Annotated in this window: 26 protein-coding genes; 6 read left to right on the top strand and 20 right to left on the bottom strand. The window is 39.4% G+C overall.

Annotated features, from left to right (window positions below):
• Positions 1 to 73: 73 nt before the first annotated feature.
• Positions 74 to 1,186: a DEAD/DEAH box helicase gene (locus BFP71_RS15820; protein ID WP_222843492.1), complete on the top strand. Its 1,113-nt coding sequence runs from the start codon at positions 74 to 76 to the stop codon at positions 1,184 to 1,186.
• Positions 1,187 to 1,255: 69 nt separating this feature from the next.
• The gene (locus tag BFP71_RS15815) at positions 1,256 to 1,840 is read left to right on the top strand and encodes a peptidylprolyl isomerase (protein ID WP_069837115.1); all 585 of its coding nucleotides are present in this window, start codon (positions 1,256 to 1,258) and stop codon (positions 1,838 to 1,840) included.
• 12 nt (positions 1,841 to 1,852) lie between these two features.
• On the opposite strand, the gene BFP71_RS15810 is transcribed toward BFP71_RS15815, so the two are convergent.
• The 6 genes from BFP71_RS15810 to trpS form a co-directional block, all read right to left on the bottom strand.
• Positions 1,853 to 2,332, bottom strand: a complete 480-nt coding sequence (locus BFP71_RS15810; protein WP_069836408.1) for an SRPBCC family protein — start codon at positions 2,330 to 2,332, stop codon at positions 1,853 to 1,855.
• Positions 2,333 to 2,421: 89 nt separating this feature from the next.
• Entirely contained in the window at positions 2,422 to 3,573 is a 1,152-nt protein-coding gene (locus tag BFP71_RS15805; protein ID WP_245701858.1) for an MFS transporter, read from the bottom strand.
• Between the two features lie 20 nt (positions 3,574 to 3,593).
• The gene (locus BFP71_RS15800) at positions 3,594 to 5,633 is read right to left on the bottom strand and encodes a M3 family metallopeptidase (RefSeq protein WP_069836406.1); all 2,040 of its coding nucleotides are present in this window, start codon (positions 5,631 to 5,633) and stop codon (positions 3,594 to 3,596) included.
• Positions 5,634 to 5,791: 158 nt separating this feature from the next.
• Positions 5,792 to 6,331 carry a hypothetical protein gene (locus tag BFP71_RS15795; RefSeq protein ID WP_069836405.1) on the bottom strand — a complete coding sequence of 180 codons (540 nt, stop codon included), beginning with the start codon at positions 6,329 to 6,331 and terminating at the stop codon, positions 5,792 to 5,794.
• A gap of 87 nt (positions 6,332 to 6,418) precedes the next feature.
• The gene (locus BFP71_RS15790) at positions 6,419 to 8,386 is read right to left on the bottom strand and encodes an LruC domain-containing protein (RefSeq protein ID WP_069836404.1); all 1,968 of its coding nucleotides are present in this window, start codon (positions 8,384 to 8,386) and stop codon (positions 6,419 to 6,421) included.
• A gap of 102 nt (positions 8,387 to 8,488) precedes the next feature.
• Positions 8,489 to 9,460: a tryptophan--tRNA ligase gene (gene trpS / locus BFP71_RS15785; RefSeq protein WP_069836403.1), complete on the bottom strand. Its 972-nt coding sequence runs from the start codon at positions 9,458 to 9,460 to the stop codon at positions 8,489 to 8,491.
• A gap of 93 nt (positions 9,461 to 9,553) precedes the next feature.
• On the opposite strand from trpS, the gene BFP71_RS15780 reads away from it, so the two are divergent.
• Positions 9,554 to 10,597 carry a DUF1573 domain-containing protein gene (locus BFP71_RS15780; protein ID WP_069836402.1) on the top strand — a complete coding sequence of 348 codons (1,044 nt, stop codon included), beginning with the start codon at positions 9,554 to 9,556 and terminating at the stop codon, positions 10,595 to 10,597.
• On the opposite strand, the gene BFP71_RS15775 is transcribed toward BFP71_RS15780, so the two are convergent.
• Positions 10,598 to 11,380 carry a hypothetical protein gene (locus BFP71_RS15775; protein WP_069836401.1) on the bottom strand — a complete coding sequence of 261 codons (783 nt, stop codon included), beginning with the start codon at positions 11,378 to 11,380 and terminating at the stop codon, positions 10,598 to 10,600.
• 151 nt (positions 11,381 to 11,531) lie between these two features.
• On the opposite strand from BFP71_RS15775, the gene ppk2 (BFP71_RS15770) reads away from it, so the two are divergent.
• A complete protein-coding gene (gene ppk2, locus BFP71_RS15770) occupies positions 11,532 to 12,431 on the top strand; it encodes a polyphosphate kinase 2 (RefSeq protein WP_245701857.1) in 900 nt (299 codons plus the stop codon).
• A complete protein-coding gene (gene ppk2, locus BFP71_RS15765) occupies positions 12,431 to 13,267 on the top strand; it encodes a polyphosphate kinase 2 (protein ID WP_069836400.1) in 837 nt (278 codons plus the stop codon). Before ppk2 (BFP71_RS15770) ends, ppk2 (BFP71_RS15765) begins: the two co-directional genes overlap by 1 nt.
• Here ppk2 (BFP71_RS15765) and BFP71_RS15760 read toward each other — a convergent pair.
• From BFP71_RS15760 to BFP71_RS15745, 4 genes are all read right to left on the bottom strand, one after another.
• The gene (locus BFP71_RS15760) at positions 13,188 to 13,913 is read right to left on the bottom strand and encodes a pseudouridine synthase (RefSeq protein ID WP_069836399.1); all 726 of its coding nucleotides are present in this window, start codon (positions 13,911 to 13,913) and stop codon (positions 13,188 to 13,190) included. The genes ppk2 (BFP71_RS15765) and BFP71_RS15760 overlap by 80 nt on opposite strands.
• 2 nt (positions 13,914 to 13,915) lie before the next feature.
• Positions 13,916 to 14,107: a YwbE family protein gene (locus BFP71_RS15755; protein ID WP_069836398.1), complete on the bottom strand. Its 192-nt coding sequence runs from the start codon at positions 14,105 to 14,107 to the stop codon at positions 13,916 to 13,918.
• 75 nt (positions 14,108 to 14,182) lie between these two features.
• Entirely contained in the window at positions 14,183 to 14,518 is a 336-nt protein-coding gene (locus BFP71_RS15750; protein ID WP_069836397.1) for a n-acetylglutamate synthase, read from the bottom strand.
• A 95-nt stretch (positions 14,519 to 14,613) separates the two neighbouring features.
• A complete protein-coding gene (locus BFP71_RS15745) occupies positions 14,614 to 14,805 on the bottom strand; it encodes a cold-shock protein (protein ID WP_069836396.1) in 192 nt (63 codons plus the stop codon).
• A gap of 253 nt (positions 14,806 to 15,058) precedes the next feature.
• Between BFP71_RS15745 and BFP71_RS15740 the strand changes: the two genes are divergently transcribed.
• Positions 15,059 to 16,549, top strand: coding sequence for a YfcC family protein (locus BFP71_RS15740; protein WP_069836395.1), 1,491 nt, complete (start codon positions 15,059 to 15,061; stop codon positions 16,547 to 16,549).
• A gap of 45 nt (positions 16,550 to 16,594) precedes the next feature.
• Here BFP71_RS15740 and BFP71_RS15735 read toward each other — a convergent pair whose 3' ends face one another.
• The 9 genes from BFP71_RS15735 to BFP71_RS15695 form a co-directional block, all read right to left on the bottom strand.
• Entirely contained in the window at positions 16,595 to 17,047 is a 453-nt protein-coding gene (locus BFP71_RS15735; RefSeq protein ID WP_069836394.1) for a GNAT family N-acetyltransferase, read from the bottom strand.
• A gap of 97 nt (positions 17,048 to 17,144) precedes the next feature.
• Entirely contained in the window at positions 17,145 to 17,684 is a 540-nt protein-coding gene (locus tag BFP71_RS15730) for a dihydrofolate reductase family protein (RefSeq protein WP_069836393.1), read from the bottom strand.
• 80 nt (positions 17,685 to 17,764) lie between these two features.
• A complete protein-coding gene (locus BFP71_RS15725; RefSeq protein WP_141719784.1) occupies positions 17,765 to 18,193 on the bottom strand; it encodes a hypothetical protein in 429 nt (142 codons plus the stop codon).
• 137 nt (positions 18,194 to 18,330) lie between these two features.
• A complete protein-coding gene (locus tag BFP71_RS15720) occupies positions 18,331 to 18,843 on the bottom strand; it encodes a DUF4252 domain-containing protein (RefSeq protein ID WP_069836391.1) in 513 nt (170 codons plus the stop codon).
• Positions 18,827 to 19,318, bottom strand: coding sequence for a hypothetical protein (locus BFP71_RS15715; RefSeq protein WP_069836390.1), 492 nt, complete (start codon positions 19,316 to 19,318; stop codon positions 18,827 to 18,829). The genes BFP71_RS15720 and BFP71_RS15715 overlap by 17 nt, the downstream gene beginning before the upstream one ends.
• The gene (locus BFP71_RS15710) at positions 19,305 to 19,790 is read right to left on the bottom strand and encodes an RNA polymerase sigma factor (RefSeq protein ID WP_069836389.1); all 486 of its coding nucleotides are present in this window, start codon (positions 19,788 to 19,790) and stop codon (positions 19,305 to 19,307) included. The genes BFP71_RS15715 and BFP71_RS15710 overlap by 14 nt, the downstream gene beginning before the upstream one ends.
• 83 nt (positions 19,791 to 19,873) lie before the next feature.
• Positions 19,874 to 20,653, bottom strand: coding sequence for a tRNA pseudouridine synthase A (locus BFP71_RS15705; protein WP_069836388.1), 780 nt, complete (start codon positions 20,651 to 20,653; stop codon positions 19,874 to 19,876).
• Between the two features lie 45 nt (positions 20,654 to 20,698).
• Positions 20,699 to 21,433: a 3-keto-disaccharide hydrolase gene (locus tag BFP71_RS15700; protein ID WP_088125078.1), complete on the bottom strand. Its 735-nt coding sequence runs from the start codon at positions 21,431 to 21,433 to the stop codon at positions 20,699 to 20,701.
• Positions 21,434 to 21,508: 75 nt separating this feature from the next.
• Complete coding sequence (locus BFP71_RS15695; RefSeq protein WP_069836386.1) at positions 21,509 to 21,847, bottom strand: DUF6970 domain-containing protein; 339 nt, start codon at positions 21,845 to 21,847, stop codon at positions 21,509 to 21,511.
• Positions 21,848 to 21,890: the final 43 nt, after the last annotated feature.

Below are 21,890 nucleotides of genomic sequence, written 5' to 3'. Positions count from 1 at the left end.
GTCAGGTTAGAAGATTAATGCAATGGTTTATATCAAACTATTCGGTTTACCTTTGCAGCCTAATCTTATGCTTGTGAGTGAATTTTCGAAACTTGGTATTTCTAAGAAGCTAATAAAAGGGCTTTCTGAACTTAATATAGTAGAACCTACGGATATACAGCGTTCGGCGATTCCCATCTTACTAGCCGATGGAGAAGATTTTATTGGTCAAGCGCAAACAGGAACTGGTAAAACTGCTGCCTTTGGGCTCCCTCTTTTGCAAAAAGTAGATGCTTCGAAATCAGAAGTACAGGGCCTTATATTGGCACCAACACGAGAATTATGTCAGCAAATTGCCAAACAACTTTTCAAGTTCACCAAGTACTACGACAAAGTTTTTGTAGAAGCAGTATATGGTGGGGCAGATATTGGTAATCAAATTCAAAGATTAAAACGGCCTACACATATTGTAGTAGCGACGCCAGGGCGTTTGATGGATTTGATCAAAAGGGAAGCGGTCGATTTGTCTCAAGTGAAGCATGTGGTGTTAGATGAGGCTGATGAAATGCTCAGTATGGGTTTTAAACAGGATATGCATCATATCTTGGACTTTGTACCATTTGAAAAGAAGATTTGGCTTTTTTCGGCTACCATTTCAGGCGGTATTCAAGATATTATCACCAAATTTTTAAGCAAGGATGCTCAACGAATCGAAGTAGAAAGAAGTGCAGGGGTAAATGCCAATATTTCTCATGAATACTTGATTTGCCAATCAAAAGATAAGTTGCCTGAAGTGCTTCATTTTTTAGCCTATCATGAAAATGAGCGAGGTATGATCTTTTGCCAAACCAAAAGAGCCGCTCGTACTTTGGCAAAGCAACTGAAAGCTAAAAATTTGAGTGTAGATGCGATTGAAGGAGATATGGGGCAGCGTGATAGAGATAAAGTCATGCGAATGTTCAAAAGCGAAAAGATTGATTTGCTTGTCGCCACTGATATTGCGGCCCGTGGGATCGATGTAAAGGGCCTCAGTTTTGTATTACACTATGAATTACCACAGCAAAATGAATACTATACCCATCGAAGTGGACGTACAGGTAGGGCAGGTCTGAAAGGAAACTCAGTTTTGTTTATCAGTGATCGTGAAAAGGAACATATCTATGAGCTTCAAAAAGCACTAAAAATTAAGATTCAACCCCTGAATTAGTCATACCCGGATTGGGTTGATTATGATTCCCTCTTCGTTTTTAATAAGTTTAGTTCAAACATGATTAATATGAAGAAGGCATTTTTACTACTGTTTTTGTTGGGATCGAGTGCTTACGCTCAAAAAAACACTTATCAAGTCGGACAGATTAAGACTTCCATGGGAGAAATTCTCGTTTGGTTATACGATGATGCGCCTAAACATAAAAAGGCCTTTATTGAATTGGCAGAAGAGGGGTATTGGAGCGATTATACCTTCAATCGCGTGATAGAAAATTTTGTAGCTCAAGGTGGGTGCCCAGATGTTCCTGAGGGCTTTGCCTACTCAGTTCATCTATTAGAACCAGAATTCGAAGCAGGTCATAAGCATGTTTATGGTGCTTTTGGTGCTGGTAGAGATGACAACCCAGGGAAATTATCCGCAGCTTGCCAGTTTTACATCGTTCAAAATAAAGACGGAATTCCTCGTTTAGACGGGGACTATATGATCTATGGACAAGTAATCAAAGGAATGGATGTCGTTGACAAAATGGTCAAAGTAGAAAAAGACAAGTCTAATAAACCTTTAACCCCTATAACGATGGAGGTGAATGTGATTAAAATGAAGCGGAGACAGATTGAAGCGCTCGGATTTGAAATCCCTAAAATCAATTAAATCTAGTTGCCACTAAGCAGGGAACATCTCATCTAAAATTTTTCTTCTATAGCTGAAAATCTGATTGAGTTTAGATTTTACTAGCATAGGATGAACCATACGCCCAAGTATGCCAAAAGGTAGCTTATACGATATCTTATCGGTCATTAGCACACCCTTTTCTGTTGGCTCGAAAATGTGCTCATGATGCCACATACTATATGGTCCAAAACGTTGCTCATCCACGAAGAATTCCAAATCTCTGACATGCGTAATTTCAGTTACCCAATTAGACTTTACTCCAGGAAATGGGGAAACAATGTAGGAGATAATTTGTCCCGGGTACATTCGCTTAGCTTCACCTGAAGTAATGCTAAATCCCATATGGTCAGGGGTTATTTTCGCTAAATTTCCCGGAGCCGAAAAAAACGTCCAAGCTTCTTCTAAACCGATCGCAAGTTCTTGTTTAGTTTCTAGGGTGTAAATGCCAGAGTGGCTCTTGAATGAAATCATGAAGCAATATTTATAGCTTCACAACAGTAAGTTTTAAAAAAGGTTTTGATAAAATTTATATGACCTTCCTCCCTGATTATTCTAAGTAATTAATTGTTTGTTTGGAGGAGTTTTCTCGTGAAAATAAGCCCGAAAATTGGACCTATTAGTAAGACGGTAAATATCAGACTTGGGTCAATCATCGTGGATAAGTACCCTAATAGTTGGATGCTTGGAATAGTTAGTAAGAAACCTATGCTGACAACAATAGTCAGCGCTGTACCTTTAAATTCTGCAGGTGCATTTTGGGCATTTAGGGTTGAAAATTGTGCTGAATCCCCGATCACGGCAATTCCCCAAACGATCAATATGGTGATAAAGACAAAAGGTGGTAAATGTATAAGAATTGGGGATAGTCCACAGAGAATTCCCGAGATCAGAAGGAACCGATAGGCGACTTTGCCACTACCAATTTTTATAGAGGAGAATCCCCCTCCAATGCACCCTACAGCACCAATGGCGATGACCACGAATGACCAAAGACTAACATTCAAGTTACTACCCGTTTGCTCATTATAGTAGTTCAAGATAAATGGAAGAAAGGCCCAAAAGGCGTATAGCTCCCACATATGCCCAAAATATCCGAAGGCAGAATATTTGAACTTTTGGACCTTAAATACATCAATGATTTTTCTTGGCTCGAACTTTCCGCCGATTTTACGATTTGGGCCTTCACCCACCAGGAGTACCATCAATAACCCACCAGTTATAGCAAGCGTGGAAGTACCAATTAGCACTGATGTCCAAGAAAGACCTGTGCCTAAATAGTTAAGCAGGTGAGGGAAGGCAGTGCCCAAAACTAGGGCACCCACCAAGTACCCCAAGGCTTTTCCGAGTTTTCCGTCATACCAGTCTGAGGCGATTTTCATGCCTACTGGATAAATACCTGCCAAGAAGAATCCAGTGAAAAAGCGACATACTAAAAGGAGTAAAAAGGATTGTGGAAGAACCAATATGGCAATATTACTCATAGCACCTAAAATGGCACACATGAGAAATACCCTGCTGGGCTTAAAACGATCGGCAATTGAGAATAAGGCAAATAGAAATGTTCCAAGTATAAAACCGAGCATCACTGCGGTAGTAATATTCGCTACGGCGTTAGTTGCTAGCCCCCAACTTTTTTGAATAGTAGGTAAAATCGCATTGCCAGCAAACCATAAAGATGTACCCGCAAACTGTGAGAATACTATTGTGGGCAATATTCTTTTTGGGACGCTACTCAATCCTTTAAAAGTCCAGCTCGTTTTAATAGTGCCTTCACATCAGGTTCTTGACCTCTAAATCGTTTATAAAGCGTCATCGGGTGGGCTGATCCTCCTGCTGAAAGAACGTGTTCCTTGAATTTATTGGCGATTTCTTTATTGAAAATGCCATGCTCTTTGAAATAGGCAAAGGCATCTGCATCGAGCACTTCTGCCCATTTGTAGCTATAATAGCCTGCCGAATAGCCGCCCTGGAAAATATGAGAGAATGAGCAGCTCATATTTGTACCTGATACTGCTGGTAGCACATCAGTTTGAGCAAAAATATCCTTCTCAAAGGCTTCTACATCATTGACTCCTGAATTGTCTTGCCCATGCCAAGCCATATCTAACAATCCGAATGTCAATTGACGCATCGTCTGATAACCTTCCATAAAGTTGGCAGAGGCTTTAATCTTCTCTATCAATTCGGTTGGTATAGGTTCGCCTGTTTCATAATGTGTAGCGAATAGGTCGAGGCATTCTTTTTCATAGCACCAATTTTCTAAAATCTGCGAAGGTAGTTCTACAAAATCCCAAAATACACTAGTGCCGGATAGGCTTTCGTAAGTGCCATTGGCCAACATACCGTGCAAAGCGTGCCCAAACTCATGGAAAAGTGTTGTTACTTCATTAAAGGTGAGTAAGGAAGGCGTAGTTCCGGTCGGTTTGGTAAAATTACAAACAATAGATACATGCGGTCGGTGGTTCTCGTTTCCATCTTTGAATTGTCCCGCATAAGAAGTCATCCAAGCTCCAGCCCTTTTGCCGGCTCGCGGAAAGAAATCGGCATAGAATACAGACACATGTGCTCCATTTTCATCCTTCACTTCATACACCGTCACATCTTGATGGTACTTTTGGATTTCGTCGTTTTGTTCGAAGGTTAAGCCAAAAAGTAGTTCGGCAGTTTTAAAAACTCCTTCAACAACTTTTTCTAATTGAAAATATGGTTTCAGCAGCTCATCGTCTATGCTGTATTTCTCTTTTTTGAGCTTTTCTGAGTAATAACCGAAATCCCATTTTTGCAAATCCTCCAAACCATCAAGTGATTTGGCGAATTCAGCTACTTGTTGCACATCATCTTCGGCACCGGGTTTCCCATATTCGCGTATCTCTCCTAAGAAATCCATTACTTTCTTAGGTGATTCAGCCATGCGTTCTTCTAAAATGAAATGCGCATGCGTTTCGTAACCTAAAAGAGCAGCGCGCTCATTTCTGAGGTTTACTATCTTTTTGACAATTTCTTGGTTATCCAGCTCATCACCTTTAAAGGCTTTGGTAGAAAAAGCGATACTTAACTCTTTTCTCAGGTGACGCTGCTTGGCATAAGTCATGAAGGGCACATAACTTGGGTAATCAAGGGTAATAACCCAAGAGTCGTCATGTCCTTTTTCTTTGGCTGTTTCTTTCGCTTGCTCTATGGCGAAAGGGGGTAATCCTTCTAAATCGGACTCATTTGTCAAAACCATTTCATATTTGTTGGTTTCGGCAAGCACATGTTCTCCAAATTCAAGCGAAAGTTGTGATAACTCTACATCTATACTCCTAAGCTTTTCTTTATCCACCTCATTCAGTAACGCACCGTTTCTCACAAATCCTTTATAAGTCTTGCTCAGTAAGGTTTGCTGCTCCTCAGTCAAATTTGATTGGTCAATAGTATCAAAAACCTCTTTTACTCTAGCGAAAAGGGATTGGTTCAACAGAATGTCATTAGAAAACTCTGTTAGTAACGGCGATATATCTCTTGCTAATAGCTGAATTTCATCACTTGTCTCAGCAGAGTTTAAATTGAAGAAAACTGAAGAAGCGCGATCGAGTTGCTTACCACTTTTTTCAAGAGCAACAATAGTATTGTCGAAATCCGCTTTTGCTTCATTCTTTATGATGTCATCGATTTCCTTTTTTGCCTCGCTAATGAGTTGTTCAATAGCTGGTTTGAAGTGATCATTCGTTATCTCTTCAAAAGGAGGCGTATTAAACGGAGTTTGAAACTTGCTGAGTAGGGGATTGTGCATAGTAAGATTTATTTCAGCGCAATAATATTAAGAAAATAGCCAAACGAGGTTATGTTTTCTATGAAAGTGAAATAGAATTAGTCGTTGGAATACGCATAGATTCATCAGGCTTTAATGGAGCCAGAAATAGCCTAATTCAAATCCGAAGAAAGGGGAGTCTAGTTTTTAAACTCTGAATTACAAACTGTGATGGATTTAATGCCATCCAGATAAGCTTGGTTTTGTACTCTGTTGATGCCCACGTTCACAGCACCAAGGATTTCATTTTCCAATGGTCCTGAATCTTCAAAGTGGATTTTAATACTTCCATCAAAGTTTAAGAAGCTGGAATACGTGATTTCCGTGTTGTCATCAAGCGCATTTAAGATGGTCGTGCTCGAACCTATTCCGTTGCTTTCTCTTAACCTACCGAGTAGTAAGGCTACTTCACCATCATCGTCTAGGCTCCCAAAGTGGAGGTGAACTGGATGATCGGCATTGCTTAAGGCATTGTTTAGTGTGATTTCAAGCTGTGCCTGTCCATTGCTTTTCTCTTTAATCACTAAGGTTCCTGTGGTTGTATTCCCTTGAACCGTGCCAGGAATCATTTCCAGTCTCACTTCATTGCCAGTAAACTCTGCGTCCGCTGTAGAATCATCACCACAAGACACAATGCTTAACGAGATTAGGACAGCTAATAAACTCTTGAAAACCTTCATTACCACTAATTTATAACAAGCTAACGATAAACTTAAGCGTTTGGTGCAGCTATTGGTTCAGAAAATTACAAGAAAAGTGAAGATTAGTTAGTCGCGAAGGTATATTTTAGACAGATTCCTGTAACCAGAATTGTCGCCATACCAGTCTTTGTAATTTGTCCCTCTGCTCATACCCCAGTCTCTAAAGCGATTATAAGCCTTATCGATTCGAGTCTTTTCTATTGGATGCCTGAAATTGTGAATTACATTAATGGCCCATGGTAGGTTGTCTACATTTTGATAGAACTTGTTAAAACCTGGGTTGGTGTCATCATCTGCAGTACCAAAGAGGCTTATATCGGCTAAATCAGTCGGTGATTTTCCGCTCAAATGTATTTCTTTACCTCTATTATAACTTGAGAAAATGAAAGGGTTAAACGGAGCCTCACTCATTTGCGAAGCCTCTATCGGACTTACAAATTGGACCAGAATATTGAAGGATTTTGTGGCCGTAGAATTTTCACTATCCACCGTATTCACAAAAGTTTCTCCTGGATTTGGCGATACATGATCATAGGCATCGTTGAATATGACTATCACGGCTTTTGACTGCCCTGCTTCGAGTCCATTGGCATCTAGTGAAATTAGACTACCGTTTACTTCGTGACCCGTTACAGACGCAATATCTGTTTTGTTGAATGGAAGCTCTATGGCGAAACCACTATGATCGCCTGCACCGACAGCTTTAATTGTCAATTCTATTTCCATTCGAACCGATCGGTTACTACTATTCATCACATTTACGAAGCGATAGCCGATCACCAAATCGTTAAAGTCATAATCTCCTTGGACTGGCCACAAGTCTTCATAAGCGAGCGTACCCATGCCCAACGCTGACGGAGTATATACATCGAAAGCAACGTCTGCATCATTCGGATAATCGTCTAATTTATCAATAACTCCATCATTATCAGAGTCTTGTTGAGGTAATTCATCGGCAGAACAACGCCAAGCCGTAAGGTCATTGATTTTGTGGTTATAGGTTTTCAGTATTTGGTAAGAACCATCTTCTTTACTGATTTCTATCAATTTTGAATTACCGTCATTCGTTGCGACATATATTCGATCCTCGCGATCGATCGCCATAGACGTAAGTTGAAAAGGAAAGTTCTCGGCACTAATTCTGATAAGCGTTGCTTGGTTGCCGTTGAAACTGTCGAATTTATAGAGGCCTGAAAAACAAGCGAGATATAGTTCTCCGTTTGAATCAAACGCCAAATCGCCTCCAGAACTATTGTTTACGAATCCTGAAATGGTATAACTAGCCACAGTTTCGTTAGTCACAGCATCTACCTTATAGAGCTTTGTGCCATTACTCATCCAAAAATGCCCGTCGTAGTAGGTGAGGCGTGGATAATTCCCATTGAAGGGGTTTCCTTCTTGCGCCACACTGAATGCTCCCGTTGCTACGTCATATTGATATAAAGTTTCTCTTACGTTGTAATAGACAAGGCCTTGCGATTGGTCAAGTGCGCAGGCAATAGAACCACCTCCCTCTAAAAGTGGTAAATCGGTATCCTCATAATCGCCGCTTGTCAAATCTATACTCCAAAATCCACGATTCGAACTTTCAACTGCATAAAGCCTATCGATACAGTCATTATTAGTCGTAAAAGCTGATTGGCCAATGGTATTAATATTTAAATCTGCCTCTAGCGTTATAGCATTTGTTGGAACCTCAAAGAGGTATAGCGCTTCACCAGTGGATGATTTTTGTAGAATCTCAATTTCTTGAGTGGAGGTCGGTATGGAAATATGAATGATGGTGTTGTTGCCTGTTCGATTGTATCTTCCTAAAACCTGTTTTTGATCTTCTAATAAATAACTTATCTCATAAATCACCCCTTGTCGATCGTCTTCAATAGAAATATCTAGTGATCGACTAGTTTTGAAATTAAAACCATCAGGAAAGGTTAATTCTACGTCCTCAAGAGGTGGCTCAATGATCTCTGGTTGCTCAATACAAGCACTGAAAATGAAGACTAGGACAATTGGGAGTAAATATTTGGTATTCATAACAAGTAAGTTTTGACAAACCTACCTTGTCTTGATAGTCCCTAGGCTACCAATTCGTTCAACCGTCCTATTACTTCGATTAAGTGTATTAGACCTTAGATTTTAGGCAAAACCTAAGACGCTTTTCACTCTATCGAGCACTTCTCTTGCCACTTTTCTGGCCTTTTCTTCACCGATGAGCAATTGCTCTTCTAATAATGCAGGGTTTTCGATGTAGTGATTATACGTCTCCCTTTCTTTGCTGTATTTAGAAATTATCAGCTCATAGAGGGCTTGTTTGGCATGGCCATAACCATAGTTGCCTCCCAGATAATTTGATTTCATTTCCGCAATTTGATCGTCATCTGCCAAAAGCTCGAATAGTGAAAAAGTGATGTCATTTGCTGGATCTTTTGGATCCTCTAGTGGTGTGCTATCCGATACAATTTTCATGATGTTCTTGCGGAGCGCCTTATCTGTTTGGAAAATATCAATTGTATTTCCATAGGACTTACTCATTTTTTGCCCATCAATACCTGGAATCGTCATGACCTCCTCATTGATTTGGGCGTCAGGTAACACAAAAACGTCACCATATTGATGGTTAAAAGAATTGGCAATGTCTCTTGTCATCTCTAAGTGTTGACGCTGATCTTTACCCACAGGCACTATGTTCGCATCGTAAAGGAGAATGTCGCAGGCCATAAGGACAGGATAAACGAATAAACCAGCATTTACATCTGCCAGTCGGTCTGATTTGTCTTTAAAGCTATGCGCATTGGCCAACATAGGGTAGGGTGCAAAACAGTTGAGGTACCAGTTTAGCTCACATACTTCAGGCACACGCGACTGGCGGTAAAAAGTGTTTTTGGCCGTATCGAAACCAAATGCCAACCAAGCTGCAGCCACAGCGTTCGTATTCTCAATTCTTACTTTTGGGTCCTTGATAGTGGTTAAAGAGTGAAGGTCGGCAATGAAGAAGAATGAATCGTTTTTGTCATCATTGGATAAATCTATCGCTGGTTTCATAGCACCAAGGATATTACCAAGGTGTGGTTTACCTGAACTCTGTATGCCAGTAAGTATTCGTGCCATTCGTAATATTTTGGGCAAATTAAATAATAAAGACATGCTCAATTCAAAAAATCAACGTTTAATTTCGTGTGCTTTAGAGACCAGACCTCATTTATGTTTTTAAGACTATTGAAACGTTTTATTTTATCACTCGCTCTGATTGTGTTTATCGGTGATATGGGCTTTGGCCAAGCTCTTGAATTTATGGATTTGGGTGTGTTAGAAGGTGAGTTTAAACGGTTTAAGCGAACCATCACTTGGACAAATCGTGGCGAAAAAGATGTGGATTTAAACTTGTGGACGGATCATTCAAACTTAAAGTTTGAAGAAGGATCAACCAAAGTCCGGTCGGGGGAGAGTATCGATATTCCTATTAATATAGCGTTACCTACAGAAGCTGGGGATTATGAATATGAATTGAGGCTTCTGGATGGTGATGATTTTTTACTTCATGGCTATCAACTCACATTCAAAGTATTGCAAGGAGAGCTTGATGTTTTTAAGGCTTATAGAAATGTCTACTGGCCTTTTAGAACTAAAGAAGAAGTATTCAATCTGAAAGCTGGATATAGGGGAGATACACTCAAGGCGCAATTCGATGTTTATAATTTAGGAGGAGAAGACCTGTTGGATTTGGATAAATTGACTGTGAGCGATTCTATTCAAGTCAGTTTTTCATCCGATCAAGTGAATCACCATCAATTTGCTCAAATGCAAATAAGTTTTGCTTCAAATGACGCGTCTCAATTGGGGTTTCAACGGAAAATCGTCAAAATATATCAAGAGAGTAAGCTTCTGGTAGCCTTACCTATCCAATATACTTTACTGCCAAGGACTGATGAACCTAGCGGGGCTCGATTGTATTCCAATATTATCAACTATGATTTCAAAGTAATAAAAGTCGGGCAATCAAAAGATGTGGTTATTTCTTTAGCAAATAATGGTAATGAGTTGTTAGAGATTGAAAAAATGGAGTCCAATTGTGACTGTTTGGCCTTCAATCAGATCAGCTCAATCTCACCAGGATCTTCCCAGAGGCTTCGGGTCACCTTTAATGCAAAAGGTAGGTTGGGGCTAGAAAAAAAGACAATAGCCATCTTTAGCAATGACCCTAAAAAACCGGTTCAGGTGCTAAGCTTTAGAGCACATGTGAAATAATTACTCAAGTATTTTTTTCAGTAGCGCGCTTAGCTTGGCATCTTTCGATACCGCTTCAGTCATAATTTTTCTTAAATAGTTAGGTATAGCTTGCCCCGTGGAGAGCTTTTGGACCAAGTCATTAAGCATATCCGAAACATCCTCCTTATTTTCGATAACATCTGAATACTTTAAAAGCGTCTCGAAATCACTCTTTTGCGATGCTAGTGTGGGTGATGTAGCCGCTTTATTTTTAGTTGTTTCGCTAGTATTGCTTTTATTTTTATTCGCTAGCGCTCCAATACAGTTGTTGTATTCCGTAATTATTTGATCCAAATCATCTCTGCCAAGTGTTTTGTCATTTACTTTTTCACTAACTGCGGGGCATGCTTCCAAAAACCTACTCACTGCCTTTTTAAAGCCAAAAGCACCGGGTACGGCGAGACTGCTGCCATCATAGTTCGTTAAAATTTGCTGATTGAAAGTAACATTAGAGTTTTCTGATCTGTAGCTATGTAGGCTTAGGTAACCTTTGGCCATTACCTTACCAAAAGTATAGCGCTTATCAACCCTGATTGGCTCTAATATTTCTCCATCCGCAGTCTTAATTTGTTTCACATCAAAAAGCCTGAAACGCTCTTTTTTACCCTGATTACTGGTGAAGTTTACAAACTCATTTCCATTACTTTTTGCGAGTGAAAATGATCCGTTTAAAGTATCTCCTTTCATGGTGATAATAGTATCTTGAGCGGATACCGAAAAGGCGAATAAGAATAAGAGGAAAGTGGAGGTGGTGAACTTCATAATAAATTTTGTAGTGGCTAATCTATAACGATTTTTCAAAAGCTTCAGTATTACGATCGATAAAGGTGATTTAATAATAAGTTCATGATTTAAGTCATGTGCTTCTCATCCCTTTTTCTTTATTTTTGATTTGTTACATAATTTTTAAGCGATGATTGAAATTATCGGTGAGGAAGATCCGTCGATGGATGAACCAAAAGCCAAGAATAGCCTCACAAATGAGGATTTTAATAGGGTTAAAAGCCGTGCTGATCTCGAGGAAGCCCTAGTAAATAGTGGTAAGAAGCTTGAGAAAGCATTATTCAATCTGGATTATGAAAGTCAGCTGGAGCAGCTTCAGGTAGAAATGGTGAAGTTGCAACGCTGGATAGTAGAAACAGGTCAACGCGTGGCCGTCATTTTGGAAGGTAGAGATGCAGCAGGAAAAGGTGGTGCTATTAAGCGTTTTTCAGAACATTTAAACCCAAGAGCAATGCGGGTGGTGGCCTTGAACAAGCCTACTGATTTGGAGATGAAACAGTGGTATTTCAGGCGATATATAAAAGAACTACCTAACGCGGGCGAGATCGTATTTTTTGATAGGAGCTGGTATAATAGGGCGGTTGTGGAACCGGTAATGGGGTTTTGCTCTAAAGAACAGTATCAACAGTTTATGCGCCAAGTACCAGAATTCGAACACATGTTGTTTGAGGACGGTATCCATGTCATTAAACTTTGGTTTTCTATTACTAAAGAGCAGCAACAAAAGCGATTTAATGGTCGAAAGTATGATCCACTTAAATCATGGAAACTAAGTCCTGTAGACGAGCGGGGGCAAGAGCTATGGGAAAAATACACCTACTATAAGGAACAGATGTTCGCCCATACACATACTAGTTTTAGTCCATGGACGATCCTTCAGACAAATGATAAAAAAATAGCACGATTGGAAAGTATACGTTATGTGCTTTCAAAATTTGAATATGAAGGCAAAGAGGAGGCAAATACCACGGTTTTGCCTGATCCTAATGTAGTTATGAGATTTCATCGTTCAATTTATCACTTAGCCTAATGACCGAACCATATAATTTTTCAGACAAAGAGCTTAAGTTATTAAACAGTAGTTCGGCCATTAAAATGATGCTTGAACAGGGAGATCAAATTAATCCTGAGAAGGTCTTACGTTACGTCAAATACGAGAAAACTTTAGAAGATTATCAGGCTCAGTTGATCGACTTACAGCAGTGGGTTATCAAATATAATAAGCGTGTTTGCCTCCTTTTCGAAGGGCGAGATGCCGCCGGAAAAGGTGGTGCGATTAGACGTGCGACGCATCGATTAAATCCACGAAACTATCGAGTTGTTGCCTTACCAAAACCTACAGAACAGGAGCGGGGGCAGTGGTATTTTCAGCGTTACATTAACCAGTTACCGAATCCGGGAGAAATGGTCTTTTTCGATAGGAGTTGGTACAATAGGGCTGTGGTAGAACCCGTGAATGGATTCTGTTCAGAAGAAGAATATGAGCGATTTATGGCTGAAGTAAATAGCTTTGAAGAAATGATCACTAACGACGGTATCATTTTGTTAAAAATATATTTCTCCATCACCAAGGAGGAGCAGGCAAAGCGATTTTTAGACATTCGAGAAAATCCATTGAAGCGATGGAAAATGTCACCTGTTGACGAAAAAGCCCAAGAACTTTGGGATACTTACACCGAGTATAAGGAACGTATGTTTTCTCATACGCATACGGATAAGAATCCTTGGGTAATATTAAAAGCCAACAGAAAGACTGTTGCTCGATTAGCCGTAATAAAGCACATTCTTAAGGAAGTTCCTTATAAGGAAGATCCTTTGGTCGAGGGAGTTGGTACTCAAACTCAAGCGCCTTCATCATCCGACTAAACTCGGTTGAGAGTTTAGCTTCTAGAATAAGCTTCTTTTTGCTTATCGGATGAACCAATTCTAGTTTGGCCGCGTGTAGAAGCATGGTTCCCATCTGCCACTTTTCCAGAAAGAGTTTATTCTGTTTGTTACAACCATGAGGTCTATCACCGATGATGGGATGTAGAATGTGAGCGAAATGTTTTCGTAATTGATGCATTCTGCCAGTCACAGGAGTGGCTTCTATTAAGGAATATCTTGAAGTGGCATGTTTCCCAAATGGTACGTCGATCTCCGTGGTCTCTAATGTTTTATAGTTGGTGATGGCTTCTTGAGACTTTCCTTTTTCGTTGGTGAGGGCATAATATATGGTACCTTCTTGTGCTGAATATCCTCTAAGAATAGCCCAGTAAGTCTTTTTTGTCTGATGATTGGCAAATTGCTCCTGAACATTTCTCAGCACATCTTTATCCAAAGCAAAAAGTAAAACTCCTGAAGTTTTTCGGTCCAAACGATGAACTGGATGAACATATTGGTCGATTTGATCTCTTAGCAGTTGCACGGCGTAGGTATCCGTGTTACTGGCTATCGGTGAGCGATGTACTAACAAACCATTCGGTTTATTAATCGCTACAAAATGATCATCTTGATATACGATTTCTAACAAGACTAAAGGATTTCTTTCACTCTGCCGATCTGACCGTCTTTTAGCCTTACTTTAATTCCATGAGTATGTTTAGACGCTTTTGTAAGGATGTCTTTGACAAAGCCATGCGTCAGTTTTCCACTGCGCTGATCTTTTTTCAAAACGATATTTACTTCGATTCCTATTTGAATGTCTGAGCGATTTGTACCATCCATGGCATAAAGCTAAGGAGAATCAAAGGTTAATCAAGCAATAACAATTTGAGTTAATCGTCACCATGGCTTTAAAGTTCAAACTTCCTCTAAAGTAGAAGTTCCCTCTGACAAGTCTCCAGAAGTCCATTGCCATGACTCGTGTAACCTAATCTTTCCGTTACTCAAAAGTTCTGGTTTGGACGTACAGCGGCCTGTCATAAGTTCATCAGATTGATTAATTTGATGATAACGCATTTCAATTGTACCGTCATTTCCAACCAAGCCGATCAGGTGTCCTTTTCTAATTTGGCCACCAGCATATTCGCAAGTGAGAATCTCATCATTTTGGAAGTAATGAAAAATCAAATCAGTTGAAACTTCTCCATTTGGAGAATTCTGCACAGCTCTGAAACGTCGATTGTTGTAGTTCATACGGCTTAATTTAAATAACCTTTAAGATATACGAAAGGGCATAAAAAAAGCCCTAAATATAATTTAGGGCTTGTTGATATATTTTAGTTTGCTGTTTATGCAATCTTAACATCAACAGCATTTAAGCCTTTTCTTCCTTCTTTCAGATCAAAAGTTACTCTGTCGTTTTCACGGATTTCGTCAATAAGACCTGATACGTGTACAAAGTACTCTTTGCCATCAGCATCATCAGTAATAAAGCCGAAGCCTTTTGAATCGTTGAAAAATTTTACTGTTCCTTCTTTCATTGTTGTAATTATTAATAATCGTGCAAGCTAGAGATTAAATTGGTCAAAGCTTGCTCTTTTGTAAAAAGGTTAACCTTGTTGCTAACCAAAGTTACAACGCGTCTATTCCATTATGGTTCAAGAATTTATGTTTTATTTGTTACCTATCAACTTGTTTTCTATATCAGTTCGATCGTGCAAATCTCTTATTCGAGTGGATCTGTATTTTTTTAAATAGGCTGAAACAGGCTATTAAACGATTTAAAGGCATTTTATGAAGCGATTTAAGTTTCCATCTCCATTTTCTGTTCTCTATATCATCATCATTATCAGTGCTATCGCTACTTGGTTTTTACCAGCCGGTAGTTTCGATACTTTGTCCTATGATTCAACGCAAAAAGTTTTTTTGATTTCTGGTGAAAATGCGTCGAGTTTACCAGCCAATCAGCAGACATTAGATAGTTTGGGCCTAAATATGGAGTTGTCCAAATTTGAATCGGGGAAGATTCGAAGGCCAGTTTCTATACCCAATACCTATTTGGAGCAAGATGCTTCTCCACAAGGTTTTAAGGAAATACTATTCGCGCCCATCAAAGGCATCTACGAGTCTATCGACATCATTCTATTCGTATTAATAATTGGTGGATTTATCGGCGTGTTTCAGCATTCAGGTGCGCTAGATAAAGGTGTTGGCTTGCTCGCTAAACGCATGGAAGGAAGGGAGAAGTGGTTGATCATTTCATTAATTCTATTGATAGCTCTTGGTGGAACCACATTTGGAATGCAAGAAGAGACAATCGCTTTTTATCCTATTCTGGTGCCTATTTTCTTGGCTGCTGGATATGACTTAATTGTTCCTGTGGCCGCCGTTTATGGTGGATCGTGTATTGGTTTGATGGGGGCGTTGATTAACCCTTTTGGGACTATCATTGCTTCTGATGCAGCGGGAGTCAGCTGGACGGAGGGAATAGAGAGTCGGATTGCGATGTTAATCTTAGGGGCAGTTGTCTTGATTTGGTACATAGTACGTTACGCAGAGAAAGTTAAAAATGATCCTACAAACTCAATTCTGCATGGTTTGGGGATTCAAAATCCTTTTGAGAAAAAGAAAAAATCTGAGGCAGTGCTAAAGCTGACTACTATGACGTGGTTGTTGCTAACCTTATTTGCTTTGACATTTTTAGTAATGATTTATGGTGTTTCTTCTTTGGGTTGGTGGTTTGAAGAAATGACGGCACTCTTCCTTTTGGCTGCTATTATATTGGGCATTGTTCAAAGAACAACTGAAAGCGCGTTTGTTGGGGCTTTTGTTAATGGCGCGAAAGATTTACTCGGCGTCGCGCTGATTATAGGGGTGGCTCGTGGTATTACGATCGTATTAAACGATGGTCTAATATCGGGAACATTGCTCAATGAAGCTTCTAGCTTGGTCTCTGGCACATCACCCTTAGTATTCTTACCAGTATTAATGGTCGTCTTTTTTGTCTTGGCCTTTTTCATCAGCTCATCTTCTGGATTGGCATTGGTAAGTATGCCCATTATGGGGGCACTTGGAAATGTGGTGGGTGTTCCCACAGAGGAGATTGTAAATGCCTATTTGTTTGGGTTTGGTCTAATGCAATTTGTTACGCCATCGGGTTTGATTTTACCTTCACTGGCAATGGTAAATGTACCCTATAATGTGTGGTTAAAGTTTATAGCCAAGCTCTTGGTGCCGTTGGCCATTCTTGGGGCTCTAATTCTAATCACAGGCTATTTAGTATAAGTAACTGGGACAAAAGGTTTCGATCAAATATCCCTTTAAATAGCGTTAGAAATGTAATTTCATACCCTCGTGCGTCGCTTTAAAGCCTAAGTCTTCGTAAAACCTAATCGCAGAGGGTCGTTGTTTATCACTGGTCAATTGAATAAGGTGCGCTTTTCTCTCGCGTGCGTGTTGGATAGCCCATTCAAACATTTGCTTACCAATTCCCAGACCACGCTTATCTTTTTTTATCCGAACAGCTTCTATTTGGGCTCTAATACCGCCCTGATAAGTCAGGTATTGGATAAAGGATAGTTGCAACGTACCGATGATTGTATTTTCATGGTCTTCGACAACGATTAATTCTTGGTTTTTATCCTTGTCAATCGCTTCGAAAGCATCTAGATATGCAGTAGGTAGTGGAGTTTGGAAGTTTTCTCTCGCTTGTCCTAATGCGTCATCGGCGAGCATTTCTACTAGAGCCGGAATATCCTCCGTAGTTGCTTTTCTAAATATCATAATTAACTGGTTGTCTCAAGCTAAGAATTTATAGTTAGAATCCTTTGATTCAATTCGTAGGATCGAACAAGGTTATACAAGTGTATTTGAAATCAACTTATCGGTTCCTAAGAAATCGACTTTGGACAACTTTATCATTGAACAGTTTCGTTTCTGTGCAGATGAATTTGAGGTTGTTATCTAACTCGCCAAATAGGGGGTGCCCTCCGCCGATCAATATGGGAATAGTTGTAATTATCATTTCGTCAATGAGATCTTTCCTTAAAAAGCCTTGAATAGTACTTCCTCCATCTATGTATAAGCTGAAGTGCCCGTTTTGGTGAATTTCTGAAAGCACATCTTCTAATTCCCCGCCTTTCAGAAATACTTTGCCCTCATATTCTTCCGGGATTTTTTCTAGTGTGTTACTGAGCACATAAACCGGCTTTTTATAAGGCCAAGGGACTCCAAACCCTAATACGGTCTCGAATGTAACGCGTCCCAAGACGAGAGCATCCATACGATCCATGAATGCATAGTACCCCATATCTTCACCTTCGGACAACGTGTAGGTATCAAGATATTCTATACTTCCATTTGAATCCGCGATATAGCCGTCTAAACTAACACCTATGTAAACACAATTCTGTTTCTTCATTTTAGGCTAAATGTTAATACTTAGTGAAGATAACAAGATTAATGAACTGGATTAATGTGCTTTGGCGTTGAGGATGGGAATCAGTTACCGCCTAGTTTTTTGGCTGTTTCCTCATATTTTATGGCAATTCCTGTCAATAACATCGCGTCATATACATAATTACCTTCTGTGATGACAGCCGTGCCCACTTCTCGTGCTTCCGACATTCTGGTAATTTCAATGATGGCATCTGCGCCGTATTTGGCAGCTTCCTGCTTTAATAGTTTTACCAGTTCTTCCATTGTAGAACCCTCTTCGCCTAGGGCCTCCAAATAGGATAATTGCTTATAAGGTTTGTCGGGTTTAGTATTTACACCAAAGTAGGTTTCTATTCGATTGAGCTCTTCTTCGGTGAAAGTCTTGTCTACTGATGAACTGCCATTTATGGCGTAAGACATGATACCATTGCCATAACCGATACAGCTTGTTAGACAAAAAGAGAGGAGTAATAATGCGCTTATTTTTTTCATGATTGATTGAGTTTATAACCAATCATGACGGGGCAAATCAAATGCCAGAAAATGCTTTTGTTCGTACTTTTTTCAATAAAAAAAGAGGAATTACCTGATATGACTTCAGGTAATTCCTCTTTAAAAAAATGAGCGCTTTAGCTTCCAGCTCTACCTACCATTTCTACTACACCAGCCATCTCTTCTAAAGTAGAAATGTCCATTCCTGTTATCATATAGTATACACCCGATCTATGAATCAATAAGTATTCACTGGTCTTGTCCTCTAGGTCTTTTTTATAGAAACTATAGTTTCGAGATTTTGATTTGGAACGCATAAGCAAATTGTAATTACTGAGATCGGCTTTTTTCTTAAAACCATCGATAAAACTATTATTCGCATTGCCAACGTTTACTTGAAGACTAGAAATATATTTGGTTTTCCTAAAATACTCGAGCATTCGAGGGTCTTGGTTTTGTTGAATATTTTTTGCGAGTAGTTTGAACATCTCTTCCGTTGTTTCAAAAAAAGTGGCATCATCTTTCTCGGAATAACTTTCAATTAGGTTGATTATTTTATTGGACCTTTCTTGGGCAAAAGAGCCGTTATTTAGTCCTAATAAAAGAATTAGGGATATTACTACTGGTAGTATTTTAATTGTCTTTTTCATCTTTGAGTATCTTTTTTGTTGTTTCATTGAGTTGTTTAAAATCTTGGAAGGGGGCTGATATGGCAACGCCTTTGTAAATATCATTTACACCCTCGTTGATGAGTGAAGAAATAGCTGCTAATGCTTCTAAAGAGTTTTTATAAGCTTCGTTTATCTCTACTTCACTAACCTCATTTGAAGGAGGATCTTTAGGCTTAGGTAAGAACAAGTAAGCAAAGGAGAATACCACAATAATCATGGCGGCATAGCTCCAAATTCTTGTTCGTTTTCTGTTCGAATTGATTCTTTCAAAAACATCCTCCTGATCAACCTGAACGGATGTTTCTTGAATCATTTGATCCACGAACTGATAATATGTAGATAATGGGTTGTCTGGAAAGTCTTTCAAGATTCCTTTCAGCTCTTCAGTCTCATGTTTGCTTAAAATTCCGTCTTGAAACTTTTGAGTCAATTCATCTAGTCTATTGCCACTCATGCTTGAAATATTCAGTTAAAAATTTCCTACCTCTTGAAAGGTTAACACGAACGTTGTTCACCGTCATCCCCATAATTTCACCGATTTCTTCATTTCCAAAGCCCTGAAAATCCTTGAGCTCAATAACCATGCGCTGCTGTGTAGGTAACTGCTTCATTCTCAATTTGATCTGCTCGATCATATCATGCGTCTCAAAGTCTTGATTGGTCAACAATTGAATGTCTTCCATACGCTGTTCGATATACCGACCTTCACGCCTCATTACATCAATGCATTTGTTTTTTGCGATGGTCATGGCAAATGACTTGATATTCTTGTGCTTGTTAAGTGATTTACGCTTTTGCCATAGTTTTTCCAGTGTGTCTTGGTGAACATCTTTAGCCTTTTCCTCATCACTGAGTAAGCGTATGGCGAAACCGAGTATGGATGTATTTAAGGGAGAGATTATTTCCCAAAATTCACGATCGCTCATTAATACTCGGTTTCAATTTAATCACCTTAACTGATTTGAGAGTATTACGGCGGTGAACGAAATTCATTACAGAACTAATGAAATTATTTGAAATCCACGCATTTCAAGGTCAGGCCAGAAGCTGGCACTATATAGCTTAGGTGTTCTGAAAAATCAGCTTTTAGTGAGCTTTCCAAACCTTTTAAGCCGATTTCTCCTTGTCCCAATCGAACGAGCTGTCCCATCATTATTCTTATCTGATTTCGCATAAAGCCTTTCCCTTTTATATGTAGTGCAAACGAGTTTTCTGGAAAAAAACTGGCGCTGTAAAAAGTATTAGGAACAATTTCACATTTATCGATGGTGCGGATAGTATTTGTTTTTTCCGATGGCTTCTTGCAATAAGCTCGGAATTCATGAGTGCCTTCAAATAATTCAGCACCTCTTTTCATTTGCTCTAGATCCAATTGACCAGAAAACGTGGTTATAAATGGGGCAGAAAATGGATGGGCTTTTTCGCCAAAGGCAAATAAGTATAAGTATGTTTTAGATTTCGGGTTTTGAATTATGTTAAACTCAGGATCAGTAGCTTCAATGGCCAAGGCCCTTATATCCGATGGAAGGTTTAGGTTAAAACTATCTAAGAATGCTTTTTCATTAGTGATAGGGGACTTTAAAAAGAGTTCCAACACAAAATGATCGGCAGATACCATGGCATCAGTTCGGCTACCTCCCAAAGTTTTGAAATCGCTATGATCAAAAACATAGGACAGGGTTCTGTCTACCATATGGTGTACAGTCTTTACCTGTGGCTGTTTAGCCCATCCATGAAATCGAAAACCTAAATATTGAATATGAAGTAGGTAGTAGAAATTATGCTTCATATTCCTGTAAACTGAACTTGTGCGCAGATGCCCCAGTAGGGTACCTTATAGTTCTTTGATTCTAATATTTCGGTAGTGTACTTCGTCTCCGTGATTCTGAAGGCTAATTCTACCTGTAGTAGATGCCGCGTAAGAGTCAGAGCCTGCCCACTTCCCAGCGGCCTTTTTTGCAAGCCAGTCTTCACTTCCCTCTTCAAATTCTAATACCTTTTCCCCGTTTAACCAGTGCTCCACATGGCCTTTGTCATAGACAATTTTGACTTTGTTCCACTGCATATATCCATTAGGCTTTTTGCCAGTGGCAGGGTACATGGAATAATTTGAAGCGAGCATTTTAAAAGGCTCCTTTTCTGAGCGTGAGAACTCATCGTCTAAGATTTGATATTCAGGTCCACTGACATAATCATGTCCCCAGCCTTCTTTTTCAATCACATGGTAGAAAATGCCGCTATTACCGCCTTTGGCAATTTTATACTCTAATTCTAGTTCGAAATTCCCAAAATCACGGTCTGTCATGATAGACCTGAAGAAACCAATATTCTTTTCGCCGATCCCGTTGTTACAAACAATGGCACCATCTACAACCGACCAATGTTCTGTAAAAGGTTCTTCACCATACATCTCCCAACCGTCAAGGTTTTCGCCATTAAAAAGAGATATCCACTCAGAGGCTGATTCGTTTTCAGTTGCACCTTTGTCATCTGCTTTTTTCTCAGCCATGCAGCCAGAAATCGTAAAAAGGACAATTAGAGATAGAAGTGTAGATAGTTTAGAATTCATTAGTCAAGATTTTGATCCTAAGTTAATGAATTCAAAGTATTTGGTATAAACAGAATTAAATTCTCTTAAACTGGATTAATTGCCTTGCCAAACAACACCGATTTCCTCAGCATTTTCTTGAAAATCCGGACATGTATTTAGCCCAGCTATTCCTCCAAACTGGCAGATGACCTCACAGTCCTCGTTGACGATGGTAGACATTATATCGGGATAAACAACGCCAGGATCAAAGCCAAATACTCTTTCGCCATTGTATAAATATTCGATGACTGAAGCCTCACTTTGTTTGAGTTTTTGTGCTCCTTCGATTTCATCTTGGATGCATGAAGGTAAATCGCCGACGGTGCTATTTTCATCACAAGAAACTAAGCCGACTGCAAGAAAGACGATGAAGTAAAAAAGATGCTTTTTCATAATTAACCTTTCCATACCTGACACCAAAAGGTAGTTTTGGGTT

The organism is Roseivirga misakiensis, from assembly GCF_001747105.1.
Lineage (GTDB): Bacteria > Bacteroidota > Bacteroidia > Cytophagales > Cyclobacteriaceae > Roseivirga > Roseivirga misakiensis.
The sequence above is the reverse complement of the archived record's forward strand: the minus strand, read 5'-3'. Positions and strand labels throughout refer to the sequence as shown.